This is a genomic window from Pontibacter sp. BAB1700 (genome assembly GCF_000277005.1).
GTDB lineage: Bacteria > Bacteroidota > Bacteroidia > Cytophagales > Hymenobacteraceae > Pontibacter > Pontibacter lucknowensis.
In genome coordinates this window covers 1-13,577 of record NZ_AKIS01000124.1, presented here as the reverse complement: position 1 = coordinate 13,577, position 13,577 = coordinate 1, and the positions used below count along the sequence as shown (strand labels likewise).

Annotated in this window: 15 protein-coding genes and 1 pseudogene; 8 read left to right on the top strand and 8 right to left on the bottom strand. The window is 47.9% G+C overall.

The features are described from left to right. The 4 genes from O71_RS14885 to yihA form a co-directional block, all read right to left on the bottom strand. A partial coding sequence (locus O71_RS14885; protein ID WP_007658265.1) for a hypothetical protein occupies positions 1-267 on the bottom strand: 267 nt, incomplete at its 3' end. Positions 268-337: 70 nt separating this feature from the next. Then, complete coding sequence (locus O71_RS14880; RefSeq protein WP_007658263.1) at positions 338-820, bottom strand: DUF5606 domain-containing protein; 483 nt, start codon at positions 818-820, stop codon at positions 338-340. 29 nt (positions 821-849) lie between these two features. Next, a complete protein-coding gene (locus O71_RS14875; RefSeq protein ID WP_237717860.1) occupies positions 850-1,239 on the bottom strand; it encodes an energy transducer TonB in 390 nt (129 codons plus the stop codon). A 73-nt stretch (positions 1,240-1,312) separates the two neighbouring features. After that, positions 1,313-1,915 carry a ribosome biogenesis GTP-binding protein YihA/YsxC gene (yihA, locus tag O71_RS14870; RefSeq protein WP_007658261.1) on the bottom strand — a complete coding sequence of 201 codons (603 nt, stop codon included), beginning with the start codon at positions 1,913-1,915 and terminating at the stop codon, positions 1,313-1,315. A 510-nt stretch (positions 1,916-2,425) separates the two neighbouring features. Here yihA and O71_RS14865 point away from each other — a divergent pair. The 5 genes from O71_RS14865 to O71_RS14845 all read left to right on the top strand — a co-directional run bounded on the left by O71_RS14865 (position 2,426) and on the right by O71_RS14845 (position 7,111). Then, complete coding sequence (locus O71_RS14865) at positions 2,426-4,435, top strand: OmpA family protein (RefSeq protein WP_051017777.1); 2,010 nt, start codon at positions 2,426-2,428, stop codon at positions 4,433-4,435. Between the two features lie 137 nt (positions 4,436-4,572). Continuing rightward, the gene (gene ubiE, locus O71_RS14860) at positions 4,573-5,295 is read left to right on the top strand and encodes a bifunctional demethylmenaquinone methyltransferase/2-methoxy-6-polyprenyl-1,4-benzoquinol methylase UbiE (RefSeq protein WP_007658259.1); all 723 of its coding nucleotides are present in this window, start codon (positions 4,573-4,575) and stop codon (positions 5,293-5,295) included. 26 nt (positions 5,296-5,321) lie between these two features. Then, a complete protein-coding gene (locus tag O71_RS14855) occupies positions 5,322-5,999 on the top strand; it encodes a porin family protein (RefSeq protein WP_234986258.1) in 678 nt (225 codons plus the stop codon). 1 nt (position 6,000) lies between these two features. Further along, positions 6,001-6,753: an SDR family NAD(P)-dependent oxidoreductase gene (locus O71_RS14850; protein ID WP_007658256.1), complete on the top strand. Its 753-nt coding sequence runs from the start codon at positions 6,001-6,003 to the stop codon at positions 6,751-6,753. 97 nt (positions 6,754-6,850) lie between these two features. Beyond that, entirely contained in the window at positions 6,851-7,111 is a 261-nt protein-coding gene (locus O71_RS14845) for a hypothetical protein (RefSeq protein WP_007658254.1), read from the top strand. 67 nt (positions 7,112-7,178) lie between these two features. Here O71_RS14845 and O71_RS14840 read toward each other — a convergent pair whose 3' ends face one another. Together O71_RS14840 and O71_RS14835 are read right to left on the bottom strand one after the other, a co-directional pair. Further along, positions 7,179-8,807 carry a hypothetical protein gene (locus O71_RS14840; RefSeq protein WP_155800929.1) on the bottom strand — a complete coding sequence of 543 codons (1,629 nt, stop codon included), beginning with the start codon at positions 8,805-8,807 and terminating at the stop codon, positions 7,179-7,181. Positions 8,808-8,881: 74 nt separating this feature from the next. After that, on the bottom strand, positions 8,882-10,450 hold the full coding sequence (locus tag O71_RS14835) for a hypothetical protein (RefSeq protein WP_007658251.1): 1,569 nt from the start codon (positions 10,448-10,450) through the stop codon (positions 8,882-8,884). Positions 10,451-10,941: 491 nt separating this feature from the next. Here O71_RS14835 and O71_RS23965 point away from each other — a divergent pair, with 491 nt between their 5' ends. The 3 genes from O71_RS23965 to O71_RS21900 all read left to right on the top strand — a co-directional run bounded on the left by O71_RS23965 (position 10,942) and on the right by O71_RS21900 (position 12,828). Then, positions 10,942-11,265, top strand: coding sequence for a hypothetical protein (locus O71_RS23965; RefSeq protein ID WP_007658248.1), 324 nt, complete (start codon positions 10,942-10,944; stop codon positions 11,263-11,265). Between the two features lie 35 nt (positions 11,266-11,300). After that, a complete protein-coding gene (locus O71_RS14825; protein ID WP_007658247.1) occupies positions 11,301-11,999 on the top strand; it encodes a hypothetical protein in 699 nt (232 codons plus the stop codon). Positions 12,000-12,078: 79 nt separating this feature from the next. Continuing rightward, positions 12,079-12,828: a DUF4956 domain-containing protein gene (locus tag O71_RS21900; protein ID WP_192811689.1), complete on the top strand. Its 750-nt coding sequence runs from the start codon at positions 12,079-12,081 to the stop codon at positions 12,826-12,828. Between the two features lie 17 nt (positions 12,829-12,845). On the opposite strand, the gene O71_RS21895 is transcribed toward O71_RS21900, so the two are convergent. Then, positions 12,846-13,328: an alkaline phosphatase family protein gene (locus O71_RS21895; RefSeq protein ID WP_071530884.1), complete on the bottom strand. Its 483-nt coding sequence runs from the start codon at positions 13,326-13,328 to the stop codon at positions 12,846-12,848. Continuing rightward, positions 13,283-13,577, bottom strand: a pseudogene (locus tag O71_RS25760) (sulfatase); the annotation flags it as partial. The gene O71_RS21895 and the pseudogene O71_RS25760, both read right to left, overlap by 46 nt.

Genomic DNA, 13,577 nt, shown 5'->3' with positions numbered 1-13,577 from the left:
CTCCCGCTCCACAATCAAACGGGCTATGTTTTCGGCTACTTCATCTTCGGAGGCCGCGAGCATAGCCTGTTTTACTTTACGTTCCTCCACATCGATGCGGTAAAGTATATGCAGGAGTTGGTTCAGGTTATGCCGGAGCAGGTATAGCACCATGCGGGACACCTCCTGTATTAAGTCGTTTTCCTGGGAAGGCAGCCGGTGCTCTGATTCAAACACCCGTTGCAGCTGTCGTGCGGCACTTGCAAGTAGGGCAGGAGAGTAAGTCATAGCTGTAAGCGTAAGGTATAGCGATAAAAAAAAGCCCTCCTGTCCGGAGGGCTTTTCTATGGCTAGGATTTTACTTCTTGGTTTTCTTTGCCTTTGATTCAGCCTTTTCTTCTGTTTCAGCTTCTTCGCCGCTTTCGGCTGAGGCAGATTCTCCGTCTGCTGTAAAACCAATGTGCTGGTTCACAATGCTATACCAGGCCGCGAGCTTTTTCATATCAGATACATACACGCGGTCTTCGTCATAGTCAGGCAGTACGTCCGACATAAAGCTCTTCAACTCCTCGTCAGAAGGCTTGTCGCCGAAAGGCAGCTCCCCGTTGTATTTCTGGTGGATGCGGTCCATCACATCAGCCAGGGGCACGGTTGCTTCCTCGTCGTTGGTGTAGATCGAGATTTCGTCCAGCAGCGACATGCGGTGACGCGCCTGGGCTACCATGCGGGTAGGCTTGTCAGAAAGGCTCTCTACGATTACGCCATTGCGTGTTGGCTTTACGATGCGGTAAAGTCCGCTCATGCCGGCAATGGCTGCAACTTGTCTTAAATCAATAGGCATAATCAGGTATAAAAACTGTTGGTTATAGTTTAAACATTATGGGCACACTGGCCACCATGCGAAGCCGGGCCGGGTGCCTTGAATTTCAGCATCTTGGCAATGCGCATGGCTTCCTCTCCGGTGCCTGCGCCTGCATTTTTCAGCACTCTGAAGCCTGAGGTGGAGCCGTCTTCATTCAGCGTGAAGCCGATGATGCACTCGCCCTGCACCCGATTTTTGCGGGCCAACGCCGGGTACTGTATCTGCTTGTCGATGAACTTATACATGGCCTCCTGGCCACCTTTGTAGTACTCCGCCACAGGTATAGACTTGGACGGCATCCATACTTCCTTCTCCGTTGCCGTGTCGGCTGATTGAGCAGAAGCGGCAAAGGTCATAAAGGCAAATAAAAGAAACAAAATTGAGATTCTACTTTTCATAAGGGTAAAGAATTTAAGTTTGAGTTGGTGCACACCTGGCAAGTCTTCCCCCAAACCGCATACCCTGTGGCAATTAGTATTGCACCTGTGCGTTTACCTCTTCTATAAATTGAAGGATCTCTTCGCGACCTGTTCTTTTTTCAGCAGAGGTTTTGAACATGCGGGGAAGTTCATCCCAGGTTTCCTGCATCTTACGGGCATACGCGGCTATGGTTGAGTCGGTCTTGGTGGCTGACTGCTTGTCGGTTTTGGTGAACACGATCACAAAAGGAACGCCGAGTTCGCCCAGATGTTGCATAAAGTCGAGGTCAACCTTCATGGGCTCATGACGCGAGTCTATAAGCACAAACACACAGGTAAGGTTTTCCCGCTTCTGCATGTAGTAGTTGATCATCTTTCGCCATTGCTCCCGCGACTCCTTGCTCACTTTGGCATAGCCGTAGCCTGGCAAATCGACCAGGTACCACTGGTCATTGATCAGGAAATGGTTTATGAGCTGTGTTTTGCCCGGAGACTGGGAGGTCTTGGCCAGCCCTTTCTGCTCGGTAAGCATGTTGATGAGTGAGGACTTACCCACATTGGAGCGGCCGATAAAGGCATACTCCGGTTTGTTCGGTTCCGGGCATAAGTCAACCCGGGTATTACTTATTAAAAATTTTGCTTCTTTGATAACCATGCAGTTGCTAGCTTAAGTCACCAAGCCTATAGTTGACTTGCTGATGTGGCAATTATAATTTACGATGTGCGGAGTGCCCGGGATATGAGCACATAGCTTATTTGTCAAAATTACTATTATTTTGGCAAACTTAATTTGAGTCAGCCTGTAGCGCGGGCTTCACAGATGGGGAGAGGGTATCTAAGTTAGATGAAAACTAAAATCGTTTTAATAAATAATCAAGAAAGCTATATAGTTTATATGTATATTTTAATATATTTGCTCTCTGTTCTTGAATTGGGTTACTGTGTCAGTATATAAAAATAGATATTAGTGTATCTATTATAGCGATAGTAGCGTAAGGGGGAAGTTGTTGGGATGTGGGAAGGAAAGAAAATAACACAATAGAATAAAGGAAGTAAACCGCCGGTATTCCAGATCAATTGGGCGGAGAGACCTTTACTACGTTTTTCAAGAAAAGATTAACACATATTTCCATACAATCAATAAGTATAACAAACCCTTTACAGCATGAATAATTTAGCCAAATTATTTTCACGGCTTTCATTAGCGCTGGCGGTTACCTGTGTGAGTGCTTACACAGTAGATGCCCAGAGCAACAGAAAGCTGGTACGGACTGGAAACAAATTTTTTGACCGTGAAAACTACCGCGCTGCCCTGCCATATTATGAGCAAGTGCTGGCCAATGATCCAAACAACGCTGAAGCCCTCTACTTTGCGGGTATCAGCTACATGACTTTCGATAAGGAGAAAGCAGCAGAATACATCAACAAAGCACAGTCTGTAAAGCCTAACGTTGATCGTGATATTGAATACTGGCTGGGCCGTATCAACCACATCAACTACCGTTTCGACGATGCCATCAAGCATTACCAGGCGTATATCCCGAATATTCGTAAGCGTGATGACTGGCGTCGTGAGGAAGTGGCCATGCTGATCCAGCAGAGCCGCAACGCACAGAAAGAGGTTGCTAACCCGAAAGACATCTTTGTGAAGAACCTGGGTGGGGTGGTGAACTCTGAGTTTTCTGAGCACAGCCCGGTGATCTCTTCTGACGACAATTACCTGCTTTTCACTTCACGCAGTGCCGGTAACAACCAGAGTGGCTCCAAAGCTTCTGATGGTGAGTATTTTGAGGATATCTACGAAACACGCCGTATCCAGGGTGACGAGTGGGAGCAACCACGCTCTATCGCTGGTAACCTGAAGAGCTCAGGCCACGACGCATCTATCCAGCTGTTCGACAACGATACCAAAATGCTGCTGTATCGTTCTGTGAACAACGGTGATATCATGTACTCGGAGCGTCAGGCGGATGGTTCATGGGGCGATGCCAAGAGCATTGGTTCTAACATCAACACAGCCGACTTTGAGTCTGATGCTTTCATTACACCAGACAACCAGCGCCTGTATTTCTCAACCAGCCATTACTCTGAAGACGGTGACCTGGACATTTACGTGTCGCAGCGTCAGCGCAACGGTGAGTGGGGCAAGCCACGCAGCGTAGGTGCCGCTATCAACACCAAGTTTGACGACGACAGCCCGTATATGGCTGCTGACGGCTCGCTATACTTCGCTTCACGCGGTCACAACTCCATGGGTGGCTATGACATCTTCGTGGCCCGTTATGACTCAGTTGCGAAGCGTTTTGCCCGTCCTGAGAACCTGGGCTACCCGGTAAACACACCAGACGATGACACATACTATCGCCTGAGCCCGGACGGAAGCTATGCTTACCTGTCTTCTTACCGCATCGGTGGTTACGGCGAAAAAGATATCTACACCATCAACTACATCCGTGCTGCCCGTGTGACGGGTCGTGTGTATGCTTCTAACGACAGCCTGGCTATACCTGGCCTGGAGCTTGTGTTCAACGGTCAGCAGGCTGACAAGCGTCCGATCTCTTACCGTGATGTAACCAAGCAGGAAGATGGTCTGTACGACCTGCGTGTTCTCTCTGGTCGTACGTATCAGGTAGAGATCACTAAAGATGGTGAAGTATTAACGACAGAGTCTTTCGAAATGCCAATGGTGCTGAACGATACGACTACGATCGAGCAGAACTTCTACATCGACTTCGGTGATGACACTACGCGTGTAACTTCAGCACCTACGTTGGCAGATAGAGGCACATCTACAGACAAGGCTGCTAGCATGGAGTTCAAGAACATCTACTACGACACCGACAAGTACGAACTGCGTGCTGAGTCTATTCGTGAGCTGGATGCCGTGGCAGCCTTCATGAAAGCCAACCCTAATGTGAACGTAAGCATCGAAGGTCATACTGACTCACGTGCAAGTGAACAATATAACATGACTCTCGGTGAAAACCGTGCCAACGCTGCCTTCGATTACCTGGTGCAGCAGGGCATTTCTCCACGCAGACTGGTAACAGTAAGCTACGGCGAGCGCCGTCCTACAGCGCCAAACAACTCTTCTGCTAACATGCAGCTGAACAGAAGAACCGAGTTCAGAATCATCCAGCGCCAGGATACACAGCAGGAAGTGCCTGTAAACTAACCTGAGCGATCATGCTGAATAAATAAAAAACAGGCTGGGCACACGCTCAGCCTGTTTTTTTATAATAATGGAACATATACTGTGCATAATAGTTACAGGTACAGTATTTTTGTTCTTTTATTACATAAGCATAACCCATGGCGGTAGTACCCTACAAAGACCAGAATAACGACAAGAAATCGCAGGTTGCGCAGATGTTTGACAACATTGCGGGCAAATACGATTTTCTGAACCACTTCCTGAGTGCTGGCATCGACATCGTTTGGCGCAAAAAGGCAGTGAGCCTGCTCAAAGCCGAGAAGCCGAAGCAAATGCTGGACATAGCCACTGGCACAGCTGACTTTGCGATCGAAGCGCTGAGCCTCAATCCTGATAAAATAACAGGAGTTGACATTTCGGAAGGGATGCTGGCCGTGGGACGCGAAAAGCTGAAGCGCAAGGGGTTGACAAATAAGATCGAGCTGCGTTATGGCGACTCCGAGAACCTGCCGTTTGAGGACAATAGCTTCGATGCAATCACGGTAGCATTTGGGGTGCGTAACTTCGAAAACCTGAAGCAGGGCCTGTCAGAGATGCGACGTGTGCTCAAGCCGGGCGGTACAGCCGTGGTGCTGGAGTTCTCCAAGCCGCAGAGTTTCCCGATGAAACAGCTGTATCAATTTTATTTTAAGAATATACTACCGATGGTAGGTAAATTCGTTTCTAAGGACCGTGCCGCCTATACCTACCTGCCCGAGTCGGTGCAGGCTTTCCCGGACGGCAGGGAATTCCTGAGTATCTTTGAAGAAGTTGGCTTTAAACAAACAAAATGGCATTCACTCACATTTGGCATCAGCTCCATCTACACCGGCAAAAAATAAGTTTTGCGGTACTTCTTTTTGTTTTGATGGCAGGTACCACGCAGGTACAGGCTCAGAACCAGAAAGTAATGGGCGAAAACAAACCTGGCTATGACGAAAAGCGCATACATTACGGATTTTACCTGGGTATGTCTTATTCGAAGTATTACATTGAGCACTCGCAGGCTTATGTGGATCAGATTACGAACGGCACGAAAGTAAACACGATGAACAGCCTGGGCTTCTATCCTGGCCTGGTGTTGAACGTGCGCCTGTTTGAGTACCTGGATGCCCGTTTCGTGCCTGGTGTGGGCTTCTATGGCCGCAGCATCGATTTTGAAAGAAACGTGGAAGGCGAAGAAGGCGGAAACTTCGATAACACTACGTTTGCCTCACCAGTGATCGAGCTGCCCTTGTTGCTCAAATACAGAGCGAAACGTCGTGGCAATTTCAGGATGTACATGGTGGGTGGTGTAAAAGCCAGCCGTATGCTTGGGAATACGACCCATACCCAGAATGGTAACCTGCTTCAGGTTAACCGTAATGACTTATCTATTGAGTATGGCGTGGGGCTGGATATCTTTTATCCATTCTTCAAGTTTGCACCTGAGCTGCGCTACTCTCACGGACTCATGGACCAGAAAAGTACTGCTGGTGGAGAGTACAGTCCGCTTATAGACAGAATGACTACTCGAAACGTTTCCTTAATCTTCCACTTCGAATAACATGGCACGTATTGCACTTGTAACAGGAGCTACATCAGGTATAGGCCGCGCTACGGCATTTGCTCTGGCCAAAGCAGGCTACCACATCATCGCGACTGGTCGCAGAACAGAGCGCCTGCAAGAGCTAAAAGAGCAGATCATGGAAGTACCCGTTTATACCCTAGCTTTTGATGTGCGTGATCGTGAGGCCGTGCAAGAGGCTATCAGTAGTCTGCCTGCCGACTGGAAAGGTATAGACGTGCTGGTGAACAACGCTGGCAATGCCCACGGCCTGGCGCCGGTGCAGAGCGGCAACATAGCCGACTGGGACGCCATGCTTGATATCAATGTGAAAGGACTGCTCTACGTAACACACGCTGTGCTTCCACTGATGCTCAACCGCAAGAAGGGCCACATCATCAACATTGGTTCTATTGCCGGCAAAGAGGTGTATGCCAATGGCAATGTATACTGCGCCTCCAAGTTTGCGGTAGACGCCATCTCCAAAGGAATGCGCATTGACCTGATACAGGAAGGTATAAAAGTATCGGAAGTGAACCCGGGCCTGGTAGAGACGGAGTTCTCGGAGGTGCGCTTCAAAGGCGACAGAGAACGTGCTGCCGGTGTATACCAGGGCTATGAGCCGCTTCGTGCAGATGATATTGCTGACCTGATCACCTTTATGGTGACGCGCCCTGCCCATGTGAACATCGCTGAAGTGCTGATCTTGCCGGCTGCACAGGCATCTGCTACGGTATTGAACAAGCAGCTGTAGCCCTCTTCTTCGACAACCCACCCTTGCGGCCGACCGTACCTACAAGGGAGACGTCCGTAAGAGTTACGGACCTGAGTTGAAGAAAAATAGAAGAGATATGGCTAATAACAAAGATAACCAGAACAGACAGAAACCTGACAGTAACGCGAACTCGCAGCCAATGCCAGACGAGTTTTCAAATGAGGCAAACCACAAAGGAGCTGTAGACCTGGGCACGGATGGCACAAAGGCCACGGCCAGCCAGCAGCAGGGCCAGGGAGCCTGGGGAGCCAAAGACAAAGATAACCGTACAGGTAGCCGAAGTGGCAGTGGCGGCGGAGGCCAGGGAGCCCAAAACAAAACAGGTAAAGAAGATTAATCTACAAGACACAAAAAAAGGAGCCGGCTAGGTATAGCCGGCTCCTTTTTTTGTGCCCGGTTGTCCGCTAGTCAAGGTAATAGCGCAATAGCCAACCCTCTGCGTCAAACTGATTAGCGGCAGGATTTTGCTCCGTTTTTTGGCGGGTACCTTTGCTCAGGTCATAAGTGTTGCGGTATTCCGTGTCTTCTATCCTAATGCGACGGGCCATGGGCTTGCTTCCTTTTACGGTATAGCTGTCTTCCCCTGCGCCGCCCCATATCCTGATTTTTATCTTAGGCCGCACTTCACCCTTCACTACAAACTCGTCATTGCCGTTGAGGCCATACAGGTGTATCTCTTTCGTGTCCTTGGCCTGAAATACCCGGTCAAAGAGTTGTCTTCGCTCTTCGCCGTCTTTCTTAATCTTGTATACCTGTACCCGCACTTCGTTTGCTGACAGCACCTCTACTTCAAAGCGCTCGTGCTTGTCAGACCCGACCACAACGGCCTCTCTCAGTAAGCTCTTGTAATACTTTTGAACTGATTTGCTCAGCTTGTCACGCCGTGATTTTAGTTGGTTCATGATGGGAGAAGCCGTGAGTTGGTAAATGGTGTCAGGCATTTGCCGGAAAGACTGCTCGATCACCTCATCTGTTAGTGCACTACTGACGCTGTCGGCTACTTCCGTCCAGTCCTGGTAAGTGAGGCCGGCGAGTATGGTTTCATCCAGGTTACGCCCGCTTCTGTTCAGGTCATCCAGGTTTGTCAGGTTATTGCTGTAAGTCTGAAAGTGCTTCTTAAGGCCAGTGCGCATGAAGAGCCAGGGGATGATCGCATCATTGAGCTTATAAAACACATTGTCACGGTCACGGGGTACGGCCTGGTATACTTTTACGCCATCCTGCTTATACTGCGCCCAGCGCCAGTTGTCTTCGTGTCGGCTCCAGTCACCGATCAGCATGTCGAAGAGGCGGGCCCGCAGGTAGTAACGTGCGTCTATGTCGCTGTTGTTTTCAAAAAAGCGGTCTTTGAGCATGGCCCTGGTGCTTTTGATATTCTCAGAGCTTCCCATACCTGGCTCATCTGAGAGATCATCATCAGGCCTGATCTCAAGCAGGGCGACCATGCCACCGAAGTTTTCCAGGTACTCATCTAGCCTGGGGTCGTGCGGTATGTAGACTAGCTCTGGCTTTGTGTGGTGTATGCCGATGGCCTCGGCCATGGGTGGCAGCACGAGAGCGGCATAAGGGTGCGTAGCCGAAGTGGCATCACGTATGATGTTGGCAGCATAGCTTTGCTGCCACCTTTCGGGCAGGGCAGTGGCGGGGTCTTTGTCAACAGAACGGAGCACGTATTCTTTACCCACCGGATTTTTGAGGCGAAGGTTCATGGTCTGTCTGCTACCGCCTTGCTGTGTTGGTGTCAGGCCACCCTTTTCAGTGCCCAGGTCGAGCACCCGGAAAGAGACGGGAGTAGTCCAGGCAGGGCGGTAATGCTTGCCATAGAAGAACGTGTGCAGGCGGCTGCGACCGTAGTGTTCGCCCACAGCTACTGTCACGGTACTGTCACTGTAGTCAGGTATATCTGCTATTGATTGAGGCGGGGGTGAAACCTGCTGCAGGCTATGGGTATACTTGTTGCCGATGCAGCTACTCACAAGCATCGCCGGTAATAGGCTGATCAGGAATGGTAATCGGTAGTAGGAGGGGCGCATGGGTGCTGGTAGGTTCGTGGGCTGGTGGTACTGGTTTACTTATTTGTTCCCTTCCCTGTCAAAGGCGTGTACTCTCACATCGCGGGTGGTTTTGTCTGTACAGTCTCAGGTCCAAATTCTATTTCGTTGCCGCGCTTAGTGTCATACACAATTGTTTTCCGGCGCCAGCTGTTCACCCGCGACTTATCTTTTATTTCATCTTCACCGCGGCCTCCTACAATCACTACGCGGATGCCCTTTTTCACTTCGCCACTCACCTCAAACTCATCATCCTCAGCCAGACCGTACAGGGTGATCTGCTTTGTTTCGCTGCGCTTGAATATTCGGTGGTATACCTGCTTGTCGTCTGACAAGCGTATCACTTTTACAGATGTTTCTTCGTCGTTCAGGCGCTCTACTTCAAAGCGTTCCTCCTTGTCAGTGCCTACCACAAGCGGATCTTTGGCAAGGTGCATGTAAAACTCCCGCGCAGCCTGGGGTAACAGGTCGCGACGACTCTTCAGGGTGCGGATGGTTTGCTCTCCGATCTGTGCGTATACCCGAGGCGGGAACTGCCTGATTGCCCTTTCGATTACCTCATCCGTTAATGCGGTCTGCAGCTCAGCAGCCAGGTCCTGGTAGTCCTGTAGAGTAAGTTCATTTAGACCACGGTTGTCGATGAACGTAGCATTCATCATCAGGGCATACACATCCTTATACTTTGGGTCGAAGGACTCGAACTTACGTATGGCCCACTTGCGGCTAAACAACCAGGTGATGACACCGTCATCAAACTTAAAGAAGGCGTTGTCACGGTCTTTCGGAATAGCCCGGTAGTGTTTGTTATTGCCATCGTCATAAACGGCCCATTCCCACTGGCCTGCGTGGCGGTCCCAGTCGTTGATGAACAGGTCGAAAAGGCGGGCACGGGCAAATTCGCGCTGATCGATAAAGTGATCATCATCTCCGAACCGCTTTCTCAGCATCTTTTTGGAGCCGGCAATATCAGTCGCATCACCAAGCATGGGTGTAATCGTGCGGTCGCTGTCATATTTCTCCTCGATCATAAACACGCCATCCTGAAACCGGTCACTGTACTCGCCGAAAGTAGTGTCGTTGGGGAGCACATAAACCAATTCGGGCTTGGAGTGTGCTATACCTGCCGCCTCTGCCATGGTGGGCAGCACGATAGCGGCATAGGGGTTGATGGCTGAGGTCTGGTCGCGGAGTACGTCAGCGACGAAGGTATTACGCCAGAACTTGGGCAGTATACCGGCTGGGTCTTTATCCAGTGAACGCAGGGCGTAGGTAAAGCCATTGTCATCTATCAAGGTAAGGCTGGTGGTCTGCATACCTCCCCCGAGCTTTTCGATGGAGAGCCCGCCCTTGGCTGTTTTCATATCAAACACCTTTACAGTAACGGGAGTGGCCCAAACGTTGCGATAATGCTTGCCCCAAAAGAAATTGTGAAATCCTGTTCGCTTGTAATGCTGGCCAGCCATCACGGTTACACTGTCTACATCAGCAGGGGAAGCAACCTTCAGCTGCTGATAGCGGTCCTGGTCAACAACGGGTGTTTTAGCGAAGAAATTCTTGCGGGCACAACCCGAAGAAAATAGAATAATGCACGTGAGTGATAAAACGTGCAGGTAGTAGCTTTTCATGCAGAGTATGTTATCAAATTTATCTGCCTATCTAACGTAATTCAGCGTTAATGTTTACAGGCAGACAACAGTATGGGGCATAAAAGCAAAACGAATAGCAAAAATTGTATACTGGCGTTGTTAAAGATCAGATGCTTTCTGCCAAAGTTGGCTTAATATAAAAAGTCCTCATTAGTTGGAATTAGCTCTTCAGATGGGGAGGTTAAGTAGGTACTTTAGCGTAATGACTACTCAGTTAGTTGTAGCGGTTTAATAGATTCAGTTTAATTCTAACGGAAATTTGTATTAGTCCAATCACTTCCATAATACATAAAGTCTGGTTTTCTTTTATTTATTCAGCTAATTGCCCTAAAAAATACTGACTATGCCATAGATTAAATTGTACCGTTTTAATAACAATTTCTTAACTTTGGTATTCCAATATATTTCGTTCAGTATCCATCTTTAATTATATCTGGCGAATAGTTATTAATTTGCTGGATTGAGGAGATATGAAGTTAAAGTTATTAATTGCAGGGTTGGGGGTCGTTATTTTAGCTGTTATTCTCCTATTTAGTAAAGTCCCTTATTCATTTGCTGTTACCGCTAAGATTTATCCTGCTCAAAAATGGGTTTTAACCCGTGATACTGACGGTAGCCTCATCAGCACACTTTATAATCATAGAGAAGGCGGCATTAGTAGCTATAAAAGTTACAAAATTGATAATGGAGATGTGGCTAGCCTTTCTATTATTCCTAACACAGCATCTTCTACTTTTCTTCAGGCAGGCGATTCTGTCGCTGTGTTACATTCTGCCTTATCGATGAACGACTAAACCTCGCACAGAGCCAGCTCTCTGAACTGACGGCAATGCTACAGGTAGATATGACCGGCTTAAAGCAGGCTGATATAGACCGCGCCAGAGAGGAACTTTCATCGGCGCAGCAGCAGCTTGCACTCGACTCTCTGAATTATGAGCGCGCCAGCACGCTATTCAAGGAAAATGCTGTGGCACGTGCAGAGTTTGAATTAGCAGAGGGGATGTATAAACAGTCGCTTGTACAGGTGAAAATTGCAGAAAATGCACTGGCTAGCGCCAGCACTGGAGCCAAAAAAGAACAAATTTCTTATACACTTTCTCGGATTGCCTCAAGCAAGAAAGAACTGGACATGATCCAGCGGCAAAAGGCCAGCCACACACTTTTTTCGCCTATAGCAGGTAAAGCAGACTTTAACGTTAGCTACGAAGAGGTAATTTCGGTTGAGGATACGACAAGTTATATACTGCATTTTCCAGTGAAGCTTTCAAACAAACCCTATGTTTCCTCTTTCTCCAAAGTGTTTGTAACATATCCTGCAGGATCTACCCCGATGGAGGGCCAAATAGTTGACATCAGTAACAAAGTAGAGTATATGAGCAGCCGCCAACTTGTTTTTGCAAAGGCGGAATTACTGGAAAAAGCTGACAACGTTCATTCAGGCATGTTCCTCAGTTGCAAGGTGGTATGTGATGAAGTTACTCTTTTGGAGTATCTCAGTCGAATGCTATTACAGGTTCTGAGTAGTTAATAATCTGAGTAGTTAATAATATTTAAATTTCGCCCTTATGTTTCCAACTTCTACTCCCGCTCCCACAGGAGGGAGCAACATGATAACAGACTTTCAGTACCTGGAGCTATTCCCTCTCACCATCTTTGACTTGTTGAGCAATTTAATGGTGGCCATTATCTGCGGGCTCATCATCTCCTGGGTATACCGAATCACTTACGATGGGCCAGCTTACCCGACAACCTTCGTTAACTCACTTGTAATTTTGCCAATCATAACATCTGTTGTCATTCTTCTTATTGGTAACAACATAGCGAGAGCATTTGGACTGGTAGGCGCCATGTCTATCATTCGATTTAGAACGGCGGTAAGAGATACCCAAGATATCATTTTCATCTTTTTCGCCCTGGCTGTAGGTATGGCGGCGGGAGCCAATTTAGGTGTAACAGCTATTGTCGCCACTTTTGTGATCGGGATGGTGATAGCAATTCTGATCAAAAGTAGTGGAAGCAAGAGCGCACAAAGTCCGAGATACTATCACCTGGCTTTGTCTTACGCTACGAATCAGGAAAACGAGTCTATTATTTCAACAATGCTTTCAACATACTGCGATAAAACAAACTTAGTCTCTTACGAAAAGCAGAAAGACGAAAACTTGTTAACTGCCGCGGACTACATTGTATTGATAAAAAAGGATTCAAGAATTGATGACCTAATCCTGCAGCTTAATCAAATCCTTGTAGAGGGTAGTGCAAACTCAAAAGCAATCGTGACTTCTGAGGAGGATGCAATCAAATCTATTATGAGCAAGAAGAGCAAGAAGGAGGGAAAGAAGAAGCAAGCCGCTTAGGAGCTCTGAATAGCAGCTCACCTGAAAGCTTCTTTGAATACTCTCCCTTGCGTATTAGGTATAGAGAATCCCATTAGTTCAGCCACTGTGGTTGGTATATCTACTTGTTCATAAACATCTGTTATTTTCTTCCCTTTTTTGAAGTCGGGACCAAGGGCAAGTAAACTAATACGGCGGCAGCTTTCACATCCATCGCCATGCGAGACAAAACTGTCCAGGTGGCCGTCAGGGTGACGTCCATGATCATTCGTGATCAAAAGAGCCGTTTTATCCTTGTAGTGGCTGTCTTGCTGAATAAAATTCCATAACTGCCAGACATACCTGTCTGATGCAGTTATTCCCTTCAGGTACTTAGGCCAGTTATTCAAATGCCCTTGCACATCTGGTTCAAGCAAATTGATAAGGACTAAATTCGGTCGATGAGTCTCCAGTATAGATTTCGCAACATCGAATGTTAATGTATCACGCCTGAAACTTTCCCTAGACCATCGCTCCCACAATTGAGTGACGGCACATATTTATTATTGTAGTCTAAGTCATTTGTATTCGCCAGGAGAGCGAGTTTTCCTTTACTGGCAATAATCCAGGCTTTAGTCGAGTCATTTTTTGTTTTCTCAAGCCAAAGCTGAAAGATTGATGGTGAGTTTGGTAGGTCCCGACCAGAATTCTCCAGTTCCTGTTTAATACCAGTTGTAATAGCTGTATGACCGGGATTAGTGTAGGTATCTCCTAAGTTGTAAAACTTCTGG

Excerpts from the sequence above, each read along its gene's own strand:
- O71_RS21900 (WP_192811689.1), top strand. The coding sequence starts at position 12,079 with ATGATAACAGACTTTCAGTACCTGGAGCTATTCCCTCTCACCATCTTT.
- O71_RS14880 (WP_007658263.1), bottom strand. The coding sequence starts at position 820 with ATGCCTATTGATTTAAGACAAGTTGCAGCCATTGCCGGCATGAGCGGA.
- O71_RS14825 (WP_007658247.1), top strand. The coding sequence starts at position 11,301 with ATGCTACAGGTAGATATGACCGGCTTAAAGCAGGCTGATATAGACCGC.
- O71_RS14855 (WP_234986258.1), top strand. The coding sequence starts at position 5,322 with ATGGCAGGTACCACGCAGGTACAGGCTCAGAACCAGAAAGTAATGGGC.
- O71_RS14840 (WP_155800929.1), bottom strand. The coding sequence starts at position 8,807 with ATGCGCCCCTCCTACTACCGATTACCATTCCTGATCAGCCTATTACCG.
- O71_RS14845 (WP_007658254.1), top strand. The coding sequence starts at position 6,851 with ATGGCTAATAACAAAGATAACCAGAACAGACAGAAACCTGACAGTAAC.
- O71_RS14850 (WP_007658256.1), top strand. The coding sequence starts at position 6,001 with ATGGCACGTATTGCACTTGTAACAGGAGCTACATCAGGTATAGGCCGC.
- ubiE (WP_007658259.1), top strand. The coding sequence starts at position 4,573 with ATGGCGGTAGTACCCTACAAAGACCAGAATAACGACAAGAAATCGCAG.
- O71_RS14865 (WP_051017777.1), top strand. The coding sequence starts at position 2,426 with ATGAATAATTTAGCCAAATTATTTTCACGGCTTTCATTAGCGCTGGCG.
- yihA (WP_007658261.1), bottom strand. The coding sequence starts at position 1,915 with ATGGTTATCAAAGAAGCAAAATTTTTAATAAGTAATACCCGGGTTGAC.
- O71_RS14875 (WP_237717860.1), bottom strand. The coding sequence starts at position 1,239 with ATGAAAAGTAGAATCTCAATTTTGTTTCTTTTATTTGCCTTTATGACC.
- O71_RS14835 (WP_007658251.1), bottom strand. The coding sequence starts at position 10,450 with ATGAAAAGCTACTACCTGCACGTTTTATCACTCACGTGCATTATTCTA.
- O71_RS23965 (WP_007658248.1), top strand. The coding sequence starts at position 10,942 with ATGAAGTTAAAGTTATTAATTGCAGGGTTGGGGGTCGTTATTTTAGCT.